This is a genomic window from Curtobacterium sp. VKM Ac-1376 (assembly GCF_015351025.1).
In the GTDB taxonomy this organism is placed as follows: Bacteria; Actinomycetota; Actinomycetes; order Actinomycetales; family Microbacteriaceae; genus Curtobacterium.
Genome location: NZ_JADKRV010000011.1, coordinates 58,801 through 73,979, shown reverse-complemented (window position 1 = coordinate 73,979; position 15,179 = coordinate 58,801). Strand labels below are relative to the sequence as shown.

Annotated in this window: 15 protein-coding genes; 12 read left to right on the top strand and 3 right to left on the bottom strand. The window is 66.7% G+C overall.

The window, feature by feature from the left end; genetic code table 11:
* Positions 1-32: 32 nt before the first annotated feature.
* Entirely contained in the window at positions 33-1,145 is a 1,113-nt protein-coding gene (locus tag ITJ56_RS13210) for a DNA alkylation repair protein (protein WP_194631077.1), read from the bottom strand.
* Positions 1,146-1,310: 165 nt separating this feature from the next.
* Between ITJ56_RS13210 and ITJ56_RS13205 the strand changes: the two genes are divergently transcribed.
* Complete coding sequence (locus ITJ56_RS13205; protein ID WP_194631076.1) at positions 1,311-2,159, top strand: enoyl-CoA hydratase/isomerase family protein; 849 nt, start codon at positions 1,311-1,313, stop codon at positions 2,157-2,159.
* Between the two features lie 67 nt (positions 2,160-2,226).
* Positions 2,227-2,691 carry a winged helix-turn-helix transcriptional regulator gene (locus ITJ56_RS13200; protein WP_194631075.1) on the top strand — a complete coding sequence of 155 codons (465 nt, stop codon included), beginning with the start codon at positions 2,227-2,229 and terminating at the stop codon, positions 2,689-2,691.
* 82 nt (positions 2,692-2,773) lie between these two features.
* On the opposite strand, the gene ITJ56_RS13195 is transcribed toward ITJ56_RS13200, so the two are convergent.
* On the bottom strand, positions 2,774-3,601 hold the full coding sequence (locus ITJ56_RS13195; RefSeq protein ID WP_194631074.1) for a helix-turn-helix transcriptional regulator: 828 nt from the start codon (positions 3,599-3,601) through the stop codon (positions 2,774-2,776).
* 242 nt (positions 3,602-3,843) lie between these two features.
* A complete protein-coding gene (locus ITJ56_RS13190) occupies positions 3,844-4,902 on the bottom strand; it encodes an aldo/keto reductase (RefSeq protein ID WP_194631073.1) in 1,059 nt (352 codons plus the stop codon).
* Between the two features lie 191 nt (positions 4,903-5,093).
* Between ITJ56_RS13190 and ITJ56_RS13185 the strand changes: the two genes are divergently transcribed.
* The 10 genes from ITJ56_RS13185 (at position 5,094) to ITJ56_RS13140 (ending at position 15,175) form a co-directional block, all read left to right on the top strand.
* The gene (locus ITJ56_RS13185; protein ID WP_194631072.1) at positions 5,094-5,735 is read left to right on the top strand and encodes a TetR/AcrR family transcriptional regulator; all 642 of its coding nucleotides are present in this window, start codon (positions 5,094-5,096) and stop codon (positions 5,733-5,735) included.
* On the top strand, positions 5,732-6,094 hold the full coding sequence (locus ITJ56_RS13180) for a hypothetical protein (protein WP_194631071.1): 363 nt from the start codon (positions 5,732-5,734) through the stop codon (positions 6,092-6,094). Before ITJ56_RS13185 ends, ITJ56_RS13180 begins: the two co-directional genes overlap by 4 nt.
* A gap of 20 nt (positions 6,095-6,114) precedes the next feature.
* The gene (locus tag ITJ56_RS13175) at positions 6,115-6,912 is read left to right on the top strand and encodes an SDR family NAD(P)-dependent oxidoreductase (protein WP_194631070.1); all 798 of its coding nucleotides are present in this window, start codon (positions 6,115-6,117) and stop codon (positions 6,910-6,912) included.
* A 30-nt stretch (positions 6,913-6,942) separates the two neighbouring features.
* Positions 6,943-7,920 (top strand): saccharopine dehydrogenase family protein, encoded by a 978-nt coding sequence (locus ITJ56_RS13170; protein WP_194631069.1) that lies wholly within the window; start codon positions 6,943-6,945, stop codon positions 7,918-7,920.
* A 25-nt stretch (positions 7,921-7,945) separates the two neighbouring features.
* Positions 7,946-8,533 carry a GyrI-like domain-containing protein gene (locus ITJ56_RS13165; RefSeq protein WP_194631068.1) on the top strand — a complete coding sequence of 196 codons (588 nt, stop codon included), beginning with the start codon at positions 7,946-7,948 and terminating at the stop codon, positions 8,531-8,533.
* A gap of 73 nt (positions 8,534-8,606) precedes the next feature.
* A complete protein-coding gene (locus ITJ56_RS13160; RefSeq protein WP_194631067.1) occupies positions 8,607-10,025 on the top strand; it encodes an MFS transporter in 1,419 nt (472 codons plus the stop codon).
* A gap of 325 nt (positions 10,026-10,350) precedes the next feature.
* Complete coding sequence (locus ITJ56_RS13155; RefSeq protein ID WP_194631066.1) at positions 10,351-10,767, top strand: nuclear transport factor 2 family protein; 417 nt, start codon at positions 10,351-10,353, stop codon at positions 10,765-10,767.
* A 5-nt stretch (positions 10,768-10,772) separates the two neighbouring features.
* On the top strand, positions 10,773-11,684 hold the full coding sequence (locus tag ITJ56_RS13150; protein WP_194631065.1) for an alcohol dehydrogenase catalytic domain-containing protein: 912 nt from the start codon (positions 10,773-10,775) through the stop codon (positions 11,682-11,684).
* Between the two features lie 993 nt (positions 11,685-12,677).
* The gene (locus ITJ56_RS13145) at positions 12,678-13,913 is read left to right on the top strand and encodes an ATP-grasp domain-containing protein (RefSeq protein ID WP_194631064.1); all 1,236 of its coding nucleotides are present in this window, start codon (positions 12,678-12,680) and stop codon (positions 13,911-13,913) included.
* 29 nt (positions 13,914-13,942) lie between these two features.
* Positions 13,943-15,175 (top strand): MFS transporter, encoded by a 1,233-nt coding sequence (locus ITJ56_RS13140; RefSeq protein ID WP_194631063.1) that lies wholly within the window; start codon positions 13,943-13,945, stop codon positions 15,173-15,175.
* Positions 15,176-15,179: the final 4 nt, after the last annotated feature.

Sequence of the window (15,179 nt, the reverse complement as noted above, 5' to 3'; positions counted from 1 at the left end):
GGCGGAAGTGTCGCGAATTGCCGTCGCCCGGGCTAGGTCGGCGGGAGGAGCTCGAACGTCGCCGGCGAGGTCGCGACGCCGTTGATCTGGAGGGCGATGGCGTGCTCGCCGGGGTAGTAGCGGCGGGTGGTGATGGGGCGGAAGGAGTGCGATCGGCGGACTTCGACGCTTTGTCCTGGCTTCAGGGTCGCGGTGGTGAGCTTGAAGGTCTTGGTGGTCTGCCCGCCGTTGGCGCGTCGATGATGGACGATGTAGTCGATGGCGAGCCGAGCGTCGGCGTCCCCGACGTTGCGGATGGTGGCGTGTAGCTCGACTGCCTCGCCAGCGGGAACACGGGTACGGTCGAGGCGTGGTCCGTCAACCTCGATCGAGGCGTTGTCGGCGGAGAAGCCGAGGACGGACAGCGCTCCGGCGTCACCTCGTTTGACGAGTGTTCGTAGGCCGTGACGGATGACGGAGGCCGTGTTGGCGTCGGGCCTCTCAGACCACCGTCTCGCCGTGTCGACGACAAGAGACGCGTGGTCGCGGCTGAGGTCGTTGAGGTGGTTCGCAACCGATCGACGCACGTACTCGCTGGGGTCCTGGTACAGCGCGTCCAAGACGGAGACCGTCACGCCGGGACGAGCAATGAGCTCGGGGACGCGCACGGACCAAGGCAGGTAGGAGCGGGTGCCCTCCGAGGCGAGCCGTCGGATGTCAACATCATCCGACTGCGTCCACCCGGTCACGATGTCGAGTGCCCGGTCGAGGTTGTGTCGGAGGAGGGTGCGGATCGCGAACTCGGCGGTGAGCCGTCCGGTCAGCTCCGCCATCAGTGACATCGCGTCATCGAAGGCTGTGTCGCTGCCGTCGGTCACGGCTTTCGTCGCTGCGGCGCTGGTGACCGGCCAGATGAGCCATCCGGAGAAGGACGGCGCGGTGTCCCGAGCCGAGCGAAGGACGCGCGCGAACTGCGCGTAGTCACCCGGGAGGTCCTCGAGCAGCGCGTCGCGAAGGACATCGGCCCGCTCACGAAGTGCCAGCCCCTCAAGTCGCGTCCCTGCGGCACGAAGCGCGGTCAAGGGCGCGTCGGGGGCCGCCGTCCGGATCGCACGGGTGAGGCTCTCGGCGGTCCAGCCGTTGATGAGTTCGTCGGCGAATGGCACGGGGTTCCTTACGTCATGTGGTCGGCAGCCGTTCCGCGGCCGCTGACTCCCAGTGTCGGACGTTCGTCGCCGGCACCGAAGGGCGCCGCCGCCTAGGAGTGGCACATCCACGCCAGCCTGGACGCCTGAATAGGATTTTCCAACTGAGGTTGCTATGGTGCTCACATGTCCTTCCTTGACACCTACAACCCGGAGCACCTGACGCTCACCGTCGAATCGCCGACCTTCTGGCGGGTGACGTTCAACAACCCGCCGATCAACGTCATCGGGCTCGAGATGATGCGTGACCTGAAGGAGCTCCTGACAGAGCTGGAATCGAACGACACCGTCAACGTGGTGCTGTTCGACAGTGCCGACCCGGAGTTCTTCATCGCGCACTACGACGTGGAGGTGGACAACGCCGCCGCGGAGGCGCTGCCGAGCCCGACCGGCTACACCGCATGGGTCGACATCACCGTCCGGATGAGCAAGTTGAACGCCGTCACCATCGCTGCGATCAAGGGCATCACTCGCGGTGCAGGGAGCGAGCTGGTGCTGGCGATGGACATGCGGTTCGCCAGTCTCGAGAAGACGCGGCTCGGGCAGGTCGAGATCGCCCTTTCCGCCGTCACCGGTGGAGGCGCCAGCGGTCGGTTGCCGTCGTTGGTGGGCCGTGGCCGGACGATGGAAATCCTGCTCGGCGGAGACGACTTCGACGGCGCACTCGCCGAACGCTACGGCTACGTCAACCGGGCGCTCCCCGAGGCCGAGTTCGATCAGTTCGTGACCGACTTCGCCCGCCGCGTCGCTGGGTGGGACCACCAGGCGATCGTCGAGGTCAAGGACCTCATCAACAAGTACACACGCCTGCCCGACGAAGAGTTCCCCCTGCACTCCGATGCGTACTGGGCCGCCGTGTCCCAGCCGAAGGTCGGCGAGCGGGTCGAGCGGCTCCTCGCGAACGGCATGCAGAAGCGCGAGCCGTTGGAGTTCAACCTCGGCCGAGACATCGCCGCCCTGACGCAGGACGGCTGACGGGTGCAAGTACGCTGCTGGAGGGTCCGCCCGGCGCGATCTCACCACGACGAAAGAGGGATGAGCGATGCCCATCGCGAAACTGCAGGACAGCACCTGCTCCGTCGCGCGGAGCTTGTCAGTGCTGGGCGAGCGGTGGACGCTCCTGATCGTCCGAGAAGCAATCTCCGGCACGAGCCGGTTTGAGGTCTTCCGGGAACACCTCGGCCTCACAGCCGACGTGCTGAGCGAGCGTCTGACAACCCTCGTCGACGCAGGCATCCTCCGCCGCGAGTCGTACCAAGAGCCGGGCCAACGGCCGCGGCAGGAGTACTTCTTGACCAGCGCCGGACGAGGCCTGCACGTCGTGATTGCGGCACTGCAGCAGTGGGGGGACGAGTACCTGCCCCACCCGGACGGTCCAAGTGTCAGCCGGCAGAAGCAGGATCCGGCAGGGCTGGTTCACGTGGGGTTCGTCGACGTCGATGGCCGCGCAGTCGACGAGGGGGCAGTAGTGATCGTCGACACAACCCAAGAACGAGCAACGGTCTAGCCGCACGCTCTCCGTGCACTTCGGAACTTCCTGTGAGCGTGGGCACCGCGCGAACAGCCGGGGGCTGGACGAACGCCCTGCGCTATCGCGCCGGGGTCAGCGACGAAAGGTAGACCAGCGCTTCTTCGCTGCGGGAGCCGACGCGCGGAGTCCCGACGAGGAGCTGCTGACCGGGTGCATCGTGCACATCGAAGGTCTGGTAGGTCAGTTCAATCCGTCCTGCGTCGGGGTGGACGAACACCTTGATCGTACGGGCGAGACCGCTGACGTCGTTGTCGTCCCAGATCTCGGTGAACTGCGCCGAACATTCTGTGAGCTCTGCGACCAGGGCCTGGATGGTGGTGTCTGCGGGGAAGCGACCAGCGTTCAGCCGGAGTGCCTGCACGGTGGCACGGACCAGCGGGTCCCACTCCGCGAACACCGTCTTTGCCTCTGGGTGCGTGAACAGGATCCGAGGCATGTTCCGCTCGTCGCCGAAGGGCGCGAGCAGTGCCGCCGCAATCGGGTTTGTCGCCAGGACATCGAACGCCGGACCGAGCACGTAGGCCGCCGACGAGGGGAACGCGTCGAGCAGCTCGAGCAGCGACGGGTGAACGAGGTCTCGTGGAGTGTCCGGTCCCAGTCGCGGATTCAAGCCAGCGAGCCGGAAGAGGTGTTCCCGGCCGTCGGCGGACAGGCGGACGGCGCGACCGATCGCGTCGATGACCTGCGGTGAGGGGTTCCGTTCTCGACCCTGCTCGAGGCGGGCGTAGTAGTCGGCGCTGACTCCCGCCAGCACGGCTACTTCCTCACGCCGGAGACCACGAACTCTGCGCCCGCCAACTCCTCCGGCGAGTCCGGCATCGCGGGGCATCAGACGGGATCGGCTGGCGCGGAGGAAGTCGCCGAGCTGGTTGTCCTGCACGCTCATAGGGCTCAGCGTAATTGGGGCGGCGCCCGCTGGCGAGGCCTGCCGATTCGGCACCGTCAAGTGCGTGAGAACTGACATCGGTCGGTCCTTCCGGTTGCGTGAGGTTGTGGGAGGGCTTCCGCGCTGATTTGAGCCATCACGGTCGCCGTCGCCGTCGCCGTCGCCGTCGCCGTCGCCGTCGCTGCCGTCTCCGGCACCGGTGCGTGGAGCGGGCCTGCGGTGGTGCCGGCCCGCTCTGACGGTCAGCGCTGGAATGCCCGCCCTGTGACGCCGTTGATAGTGGTCGGCCCGTACTGGAACGGCAGCGCGATGGTGTCCATCACCGTCATTGGGTAATCGAGCTCCGGGGCTGTGGTGCCGGACAGCTCGGTGAGCTGATCCGGGGTGAGCTCGATGTCGATCGACGAAAGATTCGCTTCGAGCTGCTCCACTGTCCGGGCTCCGATGAGCGTGGAGGTGACCTGCTCCTGCTGCCGCACCCAGGCGAGGGCGACGCCGGCGACAGTACCGCCGACCTCGTCCGCGATGCGCTGCAGGATGTCGATGAGGCTGAAGAGCTCATCTCCGACGTGCGGGGCAACGTATGCGCCTCGGCGGGTGTCACCTGCGGTCGGGGTTGCACGCGTGTACTTGCCCGAGAGCGCACCGCTTGCCAAGGGGCTCCAGGGAACGATTCCGAGCCCGAGCGCGCGGGCGACGCCGAACTGCTCACCCTCCGGGGTGCGCGCCAGCAGCGAGTACTCATCCTGCATGGCAGCGATCGGCGTGCGGTCGCGCCACTCGGCGAGCGTCACTGCGCGGGAGACCCACCATGCCGGGGTGTTGGAGACGCCGATGGCGCGCACCTTCCCGGAGCGCACGAGGTCATCGAGCGTGGAGAGGGTCTCCTCCATCGGGGTGTGCCGGTCCCACTGGTGCATCCAGTACATGTCCACGTAGTCCGTGCGCAGCCGTCGCAGTGATGCATCGATCTCCTCCCGGATGGCCTTCCGGCTCGCACCGCCCGCGTTCGGGTCGTCAGGGCGCATGCTGCCACCGAACTTCGTCGCGAGGACCGCACGCTGACGCCGCTCGGGGCGAGCAGAGAAGTACTGTCCGAGGACCTCCTCGGACTGGCCCCCGTTGTACGCGTTCGCCGTGTCGACGAAGTTCCCGCCGAGGTCGAAGTACCGGTCCAGGATGCGGAACGCGTCTTCCGGCGCTGTACCCCAGCTGCCGTCATCGAAGTTCATCGCGCCCAGCGCGAGGGGGCTGACCCGGAGGGCGCTTCGGCCAAGTGTGCGGTAGTGATCGAGAGGCATCCTGATCTGCTCTTTCCAGTCTGTGTGACGGCATCTCCGTCCTGGGATCGATGCTCCCCCGGACGGCGAGTTACGAGCAGGTCGGCCCTGCCTGGGAGTGGCACTCCCAGGCTCCCACTGCCCCCAAACAGGTTGCGCACCCCGCCGATCCATGATTGTCTACCGATCAGTAGCGAAATGGAGGTGGGGACATGGCGTCTCCTGGACGACCACGATCATTCGACGTTGACACCGCCCTCGATGCAGCAGTCGACGTGTTCTGGCGACACGGGTATGAAGGTGCGGGCCTGACCGAACTCACCGAGGCGATGGGCATCGGCCGACCGAGCCTCTACAAGGCGTTCGGTGACAAGGGTCAGCTCTTCCAACGGGCCCTTGCGAGGTACGTCGACCGAAACATGGGGTACGTCGAGGACGCGCTCGCGCAGCCAACGGCCTCCGCAGTTGCCGAAGCGCTCCTCACCGGAAACGCGCTCGCAGTAACGGACTCACTGACCCCGCCCGGGTGCTTGTCCGTCCAGGCCATGGTGACCGACGAAGGGGATGCCTTCGAACTCCTTCGCCAGAACCGCACCGTCATCGAGCAGCGCTTGGCCGACCGGTTCCGCCAAGCCGTCACCGACGGTGACCTCGGGGCGGATGAGAGCCCAGACGAACTTGCCAGCTACCTCATCACGCTCACCACCGGTTTCGCCATCCGCGCCGCGGATGGCGCCACACAGCAGACATTGCTCACCCTCGTGCGCCGCGCCCTCGCTGGCTTTCCACGCACCCCCGGTGCTCACCGTTCCGTAGCGGCCCAGGCCGCACCAGCACGAAAGGCATCATCATGACCGAAAGCCCGTCACTCGTCGCTGCACGCGACACCGCACGTGACGTCCGGAAGCTCTACGAGGTCCTCGAGGAGCGCTTCAACGGCAAGACCTGGTCACTGCACGAACTCATGCTCGGGTTCTCCAACGACGTCGGGTACATCGGCCGGCTCATCCTCGCCGACGACGGCACCTGGGACATCGACGGAAACCCCCGCGCCGAGCTGGAGCACAAGCTCGCTGAGTCCGTGTGGTGGGCCTTCGTGCTCGCCGACAGGCTCGACATCGACCTCGACCAGGCGTACGCCGACACGATGGCGAAAATCCGCAGCGGACTGGAGACCACGGTCGCCCGAACCGCCCCGACCTCTTCCAACTAACGACCCACGGGAGCATCAGCATGCAGGCCGACCCGACCACCACTCCAAACAACCACCCCAACGCAGCGCCCACCGCGCCGCGCCGCCACGCCGGCAAGGTGGCGCTGGTCACCGGCGGCGCCCGCGGAATCGGCGCCGGCATCGTCCGTCGTCTCGCTGAAGAAGGCGCCCACGTCGTCTTCACCTACGCCTCCGCCGCGACGAACGCCGACGCGCTCGTCTCCGAGATCGAAACCGCGGGCGGCAGCGCAAGCGCCATCGCCGCGGACAGCAGCAGCCGAGACCAGGTCCGGCGCACCGTCGAGACCGTCCTCGAGCGCCATGGGCGCCTCGACATCGTGGTCAGCAACGCCGGCGGTGGCACCACCAAGCTGGTCGATGCCCTCACCGACGACGAGATCGATCAAATGGTCGACGTCAACATCCGTGGAACGCTCGACCTCATCCGGTTCAGCACCCCGCACATGGCTGCTGGCGGCCGAATCATCACGATCGGCAGCGTCCTCGCCCACTTCGTGCCCGGCCAAGGCTCTTCCGTCTACGCAATGACCAAAGGCGCCGTCGCAAGCCTCGTCCAGGGCCTGAGCCGCGAGCTCGGTCCGCGCGGCATCACCATCAACAACGTCCAGCCCGGTCCCGTCCACACAGACGGCAACCCCGAAGACGGCCCTGTGGGCCAGACCCTGCGCGACCTCATCCCGATCGGTCGATTCGGCGCTGTCGAGGAGATCGCTTCCTTCGTCTCCTACGTCGCCAGCGACGAGTCCGCCTACCTCAACGGCGCGAACCTCGACGTCGACGGTGGCTTCAGTGCCTGACCGCCGAGCCCGAACCGTGGAGGCTTCAGCATGACCGGACGCATCCTGATCTACGGCGCCACCGGGTACACCGGCACCTTGATCGCCGAGCACGCTCGGGAACGTGGCCTCGACATCGTTCTTGGTGGACGGAACCGCGAGAAGGTGCACGCTCTCGCCGACCGGCTCGGCGCGCCGAGCGCGGTCTTCGAAGCGACCGACGTCGCCGCGGCAACCACCGCACTGGAGTCGATCGATGTGCTGTTGAACGTGGCTGGCCCGTTCCGCATCACCGCGGAACCGCTGATGAGCGCGGCGCTACAGGCATCCACGCACTACCTGGACACCACCGCTGAGTTCGGGACGTACACCCTCGCCGCGTCGATGGACGAGTCTGCGAAACGAGCTGGCGTGATGATCATGTCCGGCGTGGGCTGGGACGTCGTCCCCACCGATTCCCTCGCAGTGCACACCGCTCGTCGGGTAGACGACCCGCAGCACCTCACGATCGCCATTCGCGTCACCGGCGGTTTTTCCCGCGGCTCACTGGCAAGCGCAGCGAGCATCGAAGCAACCTGCCCGCTGTCCCGACGGGCCGGCGTGCTCGCCGAAGCCGATGCAGCGTTGACGCGCTCCTTCGATGCAGGCGAGGGCATGGAGGAGTACACACTCGCGTCGATGGGTGACCTCGTGACCGCGCAGCACTCCACCGGAATCCACGACATCGACGTGTACCTGCGGACCGACAGCGGTTTCCCTGACCTCGATGATGCTGCCGCCGGCCCCAGCGCCGAAGAACGCGACGCAGGCCGTTACCGAGCAGTTGCCGAGGTCCGGGGCGGGGACGGGCAGATCGCGCGCTCCCGCATCGACACCCCCAGCGGTTACAGCTTCACGCAGCTCAGCAGCGTCGAAATCGCCGCGCGAACAGCCGCCGGAACGTTTTCGCCCGGCTTTCAGTCCCCCGCGTCGGTCCACGGGCCGACCCTCGCGACCGCGATCGCGAACACCACCATCACCGACATCTGAACCAACCGACCGCAAAGGACACACCATGCAAACCGCAACCTCGACCCAACACCTGCACGCCAGCGACGAGCCCGAGCTCGTTCACACCCCGACGGTGCACTACGTGGCAGTGCTCGGCTCCGGTGCTCCCGGAACCGACCAGTTCTACCGGAAGAAGCTCTTGATCGGCGACGTCGCCCGCGCCCTCAACGGTGATGGTGCTGAACCCGTCATCGAGATCCAGTACTGGTACCCCGAGGGATCCCTTCCGACAGAGATCGCGGACTTCTACAGCGTCAACCCCATCCCGACACTGCAGTACCGCGTCATGGCAACGATCCCCGAAGGCATCACCGCCGACGAACTCAACGCCGCGCGCACTCGGGCCGCAAGCGCACTGACGTCCGCAGCGGACAGCGTGGAGCTGTTCACGATCCCCGAGCAGGACGTGGTGCAGGTCATGCACCACGGCCCGTTCTCCGAGGAGTTCAGCACGCTCGACCGGCTTGGCCAGTTCGCCGCCGCGCAGAACCTGCACCGCAGCGGCCCGCACCACGAAGTGCACCTCGACGCCTTCACCCGGCAGACGCCGCAGGACACGCTCCGCACGATCCTGCGCGACCCCGTCGCCTAACACATCCGAGTAGCGCGCGAGGTGGGGCCACACCCCGCCTCGTGCCGATCGACCGATACGGAGCAGCAGCATCATGACCCTTCTGACAAGTCGCCCCCGAGCGGCCGGCCTCGCGCTCTCGGCGGTGCTGGCGTTGCAACTGATGCTGCAGATCGATGCGCAGGTGATGACGGTCGCGCTGCCAGCCGTGCAGGCGGAGCTCGGCTTCACCGCAGCCACCCTGTCATGGGTTCCGAACGCGTACGCGCTCGCGTTCGGTGGCCTGATACTGCTGGGTGGCCGGCTCGGTGACGCGCTCGGGCGGGTGCGGGTGTTCTCGATCGGTACAGCCGTCTTCGTGGCTGGCTCGCTCGTCGGCGGCTTCGCGATCGACCCGACGATGCTCGTCGCTGCCCGGATCCTGCAGGGAGTAGGGGCGGCGGTGGCGGCGCCGAGCGTTCTGGCATTGATCGCGACAATGGCCGAGGACGCCGCCGCGCGAGCGAGAGGGCTGGCATGGTTCACCTCGATCTCCGCGATCGGTTCCTCCGTCGGGCTGGTCCTCGGCGGACTCCTCACGGACTTGTTCTCCTGGCGCTGGGGCCTCCTCATCAACGTCCCCGTCGGCATCGTCGTCGTGCTGCTCGTCAATCGGCTCGTCCGCGAAACTGACCGGCACCGAGCGCGCGGGTTCGACGTCCCTGGCGCTGTCCTCGCCAGCCTGGCATCCGCCGGCATCGTCTGGGCGTTCATCTCCGCAGGCGAGAACGGCTGGGTGAACACCGGCACCATCGCGTTCTTCGTCGTGTCGTTCGCGCTCGTCACCGCATTGGTGATCGTCGAGCGGCGTGCCGCGAATCCTCTGGTCGCGGTCCACCTCCTGAAGGACGGACCGCGGGCCGGTGCTCTGGTGAACATGGGTCTGATCGTGGGGGCGAACGGCACGATGCTGTTCTTCATCGTGCAGTACCTGCAGCGAGTGCTCGACTTCGGGCCGCTGCTCGCAGGCATCGCGTTCCTTCCGCTCACGGCGACCGTGTTCATCGTCACCCGTTGGGTGCCCGGACTCGTCGCACGGTTCGGTGCCCGGATCCCGCTGGTCATCGGCGGCGTTCTCGTCACAGCGGGCTTCTTGCTCTGGGTCCCGCTCACCGATGACGCTTCCTACATCGCCGTCCTCGTCCCGCTGATCATTCAAGCGCTGGGCTTTGCGCTGATCTTCACCGCAGGCACGCTGACCGTGATGAACGCAGTGCCCGAGACTGACACTGGTTCCGCGTCAGGGATGCTGCAGATGGTGCAGCAGGTCGGCGGGTCCATCGGCATCGCGGTTGCTGTCTCCGTGTACGCGAGTGGTGCTGTTGAGGGCGAGTTCCTGCCGGGCTTCGCTGGCGCGATGCTCGCAGGCGCCGGACTCTCCATCGTCGCGACCATCGTCGCGGTCAGCACCGTCCGCAGGAGCACGCTCAGCACGACTGCCCTCAGCTCGACACCGACCGGTACTCACGTCTGAAGGCACCTCCGCAGACGGCGATGGTCTCTGATGCCGCATGACGGGGCCAGGCACCCGCAACGTCACTGAAAGGAGATCGGGCGATGAAACGCGCACCGAGTGTTGAAACGTCCACTCGACCTCGTCGCCTCTGGGACCCGAGCATCGTTGTCCCCGAGACACGCCGGATCCCCCCGCATCGAACGCATGGCCCACTGGAAAGATCGACGGATGGTCAAGAGCCTGACTGCCTACGCTCAGGCGTCAAGCTGATTGCTTCCGGGGTGCGGCACACCCAGGTTCCACCGCCCTCCCGCCCGACGCCGCGAACGGCGAAGGTCGATCCATGACACCGACGATGACGCTCGACAGCAGGGCCACGACTCTGACACAGTCCGCCGTTCACGGGTGGGTCGAGCGCTATCTCCTCGCCTGGCGAAGCAACGAGCGCTCACATGTCCGTGCTGTGTTCTCCGCTGAAGCGGAATACCACGACGACTTCCACAACGCGCACTGGGTTGGACGGGAACGCATCATCGCTGGTTGGTTGGGGCGCCGAGACTGGCAACAAGGCGGCTGGACATTCACCTGGGACGTTCTCTCGGTCTCCGACGACTACGCCGTGATCGCTGGAGTGGCGAACTACCGGGAGCGCGGCTCCTTCGGAAACATCTGGACCGTGCACTTCGACCGCTCGGGACGATGTCATCGACTGCACATCGCAAGCGAGCCAGTCGGCACCCATCCCAGGTCGGAGAGTTGAACAGCGTGCACGCTGCCCGATACCACTCATACGGAACCGCTGATGTCCTCGTCGTCGAGGACGCGCCGGAACCCCACGCCGGCCCGGGCTCGATCCGCATCGGCGTCCGCGCTGCGAGCGTCAACCAGATCGACGTGATGCTGCGCGCCGGCAACCTCGCGCAGGTTCTGCCACTGGACCTCCCCGCTGTGCCCGGTATGGATGCGGCCGGCGTCGTCGACGAAGTCGGGCCAGGCGTGACCGACACTCAGGTCGGTGACGTCGTCTTCGGACTCAACGGCGGGATCAGTGGCACAACGGCAGAGTTTGCCGTTCTGACTGCATGGAGCGCCGTGCCCGAACAGTGGACGACGGCGCAGGCCGCAGCAGCAGGTCTCGCGGGTGCTACCGCCGCCACAGCCGTCGGAACGCTCGGCGACCTGGAGGGCGCGACGGTGCTCATCGAGGGCGCTTCCGGGGCCGTGGGCAGCGCAGCTGCAGCATTCGCCCGCGCCGCGGGGGCCATCGTCATCGGCACGGGCACCCGGAGCAACTTCCCCCACCTCGAGGCCATGGGCGTCGTCCCGACCACCTACGGCCGGGGGCTGCCGGAACGAGTTGCCGCCCTCGCACCGAGCGGCGTCGACGCCGCAGTGCACGCTGCCCCCGCCCCGTCCGACTCGCTGCCCGATATCGTGACCATCGTCGGGAAAGCCGACCGAGTCGTCACTGTCCTCGGCGCTCAAGAGGCTGCCCGATTGGGCGCAAGGAGTGTCGTCGCGCGCCATGACTCAGCACTCCTCCGGGCCGCGGCCGCACTCGGACAGGCCGGTCTGTGGACGCCCCGAGTCGACCACGAGTTCCCGCTGGCCGAGGTGATCGAGGCGCACGTCACCGCTGAGAGCCGCAGTGGCAAGGTCATCGTCAGACAGCCCTGACCCAGCAAGCCGCCGCGGTCATGGTACGGGGAGTGGTCCAGCGGTGTAGGCCTCCGGGTGAGCGCTTCAGCGCTGTGACCTTTCCCAGGGCGCGTCTGTTCCAGGTCGAGCGCCCGTTCGAGCCAGTTCCGATCGCCGATGGGCTGAACGAGGCTGTACCGACGCCGGCGGCACTCTCGCCCGCCTCCCGCCTCATGGACACGCCGCAGCGCCGACGTGGCCACCTGCGTGCGATGGCCCCTACTTCCTCGCCCGTCCTCGCGGAGCGGTGTGCGCGGCGAACGAAGGTGTTGGTTCACAGCCTGCGGCGGATCAGTACCAGGAACAGGCAAGTACACCTGCGGGCGCCAGCCCTGGAGGAGCAGCCCGAGCCGGAGAGGAGGCAGCCGCGAGAGCCGCGGTGCAGAGCGGTGCCTTCCGAGAGTGCGGCGCATCGGCACCAGAGCCGATCCGTGAAAGAAGAAAACCCCCGCGTGAACGGGGGTTTTCTGTGGCGGGTCATTTGCAGGTCTCGACGGCCCGCACGGTTGAGCGGATGCACGGCTACTGCGCTGGCCCCGTCCGCTGGGTTTCCCCTGGGCCTGCTCCGATTTTCCCCTTTTTCAAGTAAGCCCTGGTCAGGCGGGGTTGCGGCTAGGCGTCGAATAGCTCCTCGGCGGCGGCCTGTAGCGTTGCGAGGCGCTTGCAGACCGCGCTGCGGTTTGCGAGATCCAGAAGTCGAGTCCTCAGAGAAGAGACGGATCGGTTCGTCCATGAAGAGGGATCCGAGTCGTGAGCCGGAGGAGAGATACGGCAAGACCGTTGCCGCCCAGGCGCGGGTCAACCGGGCCGTTACTGGGGAGGCACACTGCGATGCCGCGCGCGGGACGGCTCGCGTAACGCAGCGCGCCGCAAGTTGCAGAACCAACCGGGAGTCTGGGAGTGTCGTAGCAACGTTGGGGGACGATCGCGACTCCCTTCGACGAACACTTCTGGTAGGAACTGGGGCGACTCATGCAGCAGAGCAAGTCCGACCTCAACGCGCGGCATGCTGATTCTCGGCCTCGCATCGCAGTCGTCGGTGGAACGGGCCACCTGATCAGAACGGCTGTCGGGCGAGGCGTGGATGTTGTCTACCTGCACGACGCAGAGACGGCGCCCTTGGCGGAAGCCGCACAAGCCGAGCTGGTCCTTGAGGCTTCTTTCGCCGACCTCGACGCAGTGCGCGCCGTCCTGCTACCCCTTCACGCAGCACGCCCATTCTCGGCCGTGATGTCGCTTACCGAACGTGGGCTGATCCCGGCCGCGGCTGCCCGGGAGTATCTCGGGGTTCAAGGCAACTCGTTGGAGACAGTACAGCTGCTGAAGGACAAGCCTGCGATGCGAAAGCGGCTCGCCGAGTCAGGACTCAGCCCAGTCCTCTCGTCAACCCCGGAGAGCCTCGCAGACCTCATTCGCTTCTGCGAGCAAGCGGGTGGACCAGTGATTCTGAAGCCGCGCGACGGTGTTGGCAGTCGGGGAATCTTCCGGATCGATTCACCGGACGAGGCTGCTGCAGCGTGGCGAGACTTCACAGCGTCAGGCTCTGGTTTGGCCCTAGCCGAGGAGTTTCTCACGGGGCCTGAGGTCAGCGTCGAGTCAGTCACGATCGGTGGTGTCCATCATGTCCTCGCCGTGACCGACAAGCAGGTCAACTCCAACTTTGTCGAGACGGGCCACACCATGCCGTCCCAGCTATCGATGGCCGAGACGTCAGCGATTCGAGCGCTCGTGACCCTCTTTCTCGACGCGGTCGGCGTTGTCGACGGGCCAGCCCATACCGAGGTGAAAGTCACCGAGCGAGGTCCGCTGATCCTCGAGTCGCATGATCGGATCGGCGGGGACAAGATCCGTGTCCTTCTGCGGGTCACCACGGGCATCGATCTTCCCGCGCTGCTCATCGATGCGGCCGCCGGACGAACCTCGAGTCTGCCTGCGACCGTGGGAGATCGAGGCGCAGCTATCCGATTCCTTGCACCCGAGCCTGGAATCGTAAGGACCGTCTCCGCACCGACCCTCTCTGCTCCGAAGGAGGTCCACGTAGGAGTTAGCGCGGGAGACACCGTGAACCCCGTGCGACGGTCCGGAGATCGACCGGGTTACGTCATCGCGGATGGCAGGGACGCAGCGGAAGCGGCCGAAGTAGCAGAGGCACTCCGTGCCGCTGTCCGCATCGTGACCTCGGACGACGAGTCGAGCGACCAGGGTTGAGGTTCCTCACATTTATACCGACCGAGCCGGTGGCACGATGGCTCGCGCTCGGGCTACTGTTCAATTCGTTGGGCACGGGCCTCTACGGCGCGGTACTCATCCTCTACTTCGTCGGCGGCGTCCACCTGCCGGCAGCGCAGGTCGGCGTGGTCGCGACCGTAGCTGCCGTTGGGGGTCTGTTGTTTCTCCCCGCAGCGGGTGGCGTCCTCGACCGGCACCGAGCCGTCCGGGTAGGAACCGCTTTTCTGGTCGTTGAGGCCGCGGCGATGGTCTGGCTCGCCTTCGCCGACTCCATCGTGACGTTCGGTATCGGCGCACTTGTCGCCGCCTTCGCCGCGCAGGGCTCAAAGGTTGTACGCGGCGTCCTCAACGCGCACATTTCCCCGAAGGAGCAACGAGGTAAGGTCCGGGCGCAGCTGCGCTCATGCGCGAACCTCGGGATCGCGTCAGGTGCCGCGATCGCCGCGATCGCCGTCACCGTCCTGCCCGGGTCCGAGCTGCGTTGGCTACTGATCGGCAACGCCTTGACCTTCTTGGTCCTCGCCGCCGTCTATCTCACCAAGCTGCGAGACGTGCAGCAAACCCCGGAGAGGCGCACCGGAGCATCTTCGCGTCGCTCCGGCACGATAGCCGCTTGGTCGGACAGGACTTACGTCGTCGTGATGAGCATGAACGGCGTCCTCGGTGTCCAGTACGCCGCGCTGACGGTCGGTGTGCCGCTCCTCGTGGCGACGAGACCAGGCTTGCCGGAATGGCTCGCGCCGACCGCTCTGCTGGTCAACACCGCCATCGTCGTCCTCTGCCAGGCACCGATGTCAGCGCGCGTCGACGGCGTGCCAGCGGCTGGGCGCTCGCTGCTCTTCGCAGGGCTGATGCTTGGAATTTCGTCCGCGGGCTTCGTGCTTGCTCTCCTCCTGAGCGGCAGCGGGGCTGGGGTGGCGCTTGTCCTCGCGCTCGTCGTCATCCATTCACTTGGCGAGCTCCTGCAGGTCGCCGGAGCATTCGACCTGTCCTACGACCTGGCCGACTCGCGCTACATGGGCTCTTACCAGGGTGTGTACGCCTGGACGGCCGGAGTCGGATCGGCGCTCGGCCCCGCGGTGTGGTCGGTCGCGCTTGCAGGTGGCACGCTCTGGGGCGCTCCGGTCATCGCCGCGGGGTTCATCGCAGCGGGTGTGACCGCATGGGTGGCCGCCGGCCGACGACGAGTAGATCTCGACGCACGGGTGGAGGCGACGATCCGAACTGGGTCAGGCAACTGAAGCC

Excerpts from the sequence above, each read along its gene's own strand:
- ITJ56_RS13185 (WP_194631072.1), top strand. The coding sequence starts at position 5,094 with ATGGCGTCTCCTGGACGACCACGATCATTCGACGTTGACACCGCCCTC.
- ITJ56_RS13190 (WP_194631073.1), bottom strand. The coding sequence starts at position 4,902 with ATGCCTCTCGATCACTACCGCACACTTGGCCGAAGCGCCCTCCGGGTC.
- ITJ56_RS13200 (WP_194631075.1), top strand. The coding sequence starts at position 2,227 with ATGCCCATCGCGAAACTGCAGGACAGCACCTGCTCCGTCGCGCGGAGC.
- ITJ56_RS13155 (WP_194631066.1), top strand. The coding sequence starts at position 10,351 with ATGACACCGACGATGACGCTCGACAGCAGGGCCACGACTCTGACACAG.
- ITJ56_RS13180 (WP_194631071.1), top strand. The coding sequence starts at position 5,732 with ATGACCGAAAGCCCGTCACTCGTCGCTGCACGCGACACCGCACGTGAC.
- ITJ56_RS13195 (WP_194631074.1), bottom strand. The coding sequence starts at position 3,601 with ATGAGCGTGCAGGACAACCAGCTCGGCGACTTCCTCCGCGCCAGCCGA.
- ITJ56_RS13205 (WP_194631076.1), top strand. The coding sequence starts at position 1,311 with ATGTCCTTCCTTGACACCTACAACCCGGAGCACCTGACGCTCACCGTC.
- ITJ56_RS13170 (WP_194631069.1), top strand. The coding sequence starts at position 6,943 with ATGACCGGACGCATCCTGATCTACGGCGCCACCGGGTACACCGGCACC.
- ITJ56_RS13160 (WP_194631067.1), top strand. The coding sequence starts at position 8,607 with ATGACCCTTCTGACAAGTCGCCCCCGAGCGGCCGGCCTCGCGCTCTCG.
- ITJ56_RS13175 (WP_194631070.1), top strand. The coding sequence starts at position 6,115 with ATGCAGGCCGACCCGACCACCACTCCAAACAACCACCCCAACGCAGCG.
- ITJ56_RS13165 (WP_194631068.1), top strand. The coding sequence starts at position 7,946 with ATGCAAACCGCAACCTCGACCCAACACCTGCACGCCAGCGACGAGCCC.
- ITJ56_RS13145 (WP_194631064.1), top strand. The coding sequence starts at position 12,678 with ATGCAGCAGAGCAAGTCCGACCTCAACGCGCGGCATGCTGATTCTCGG.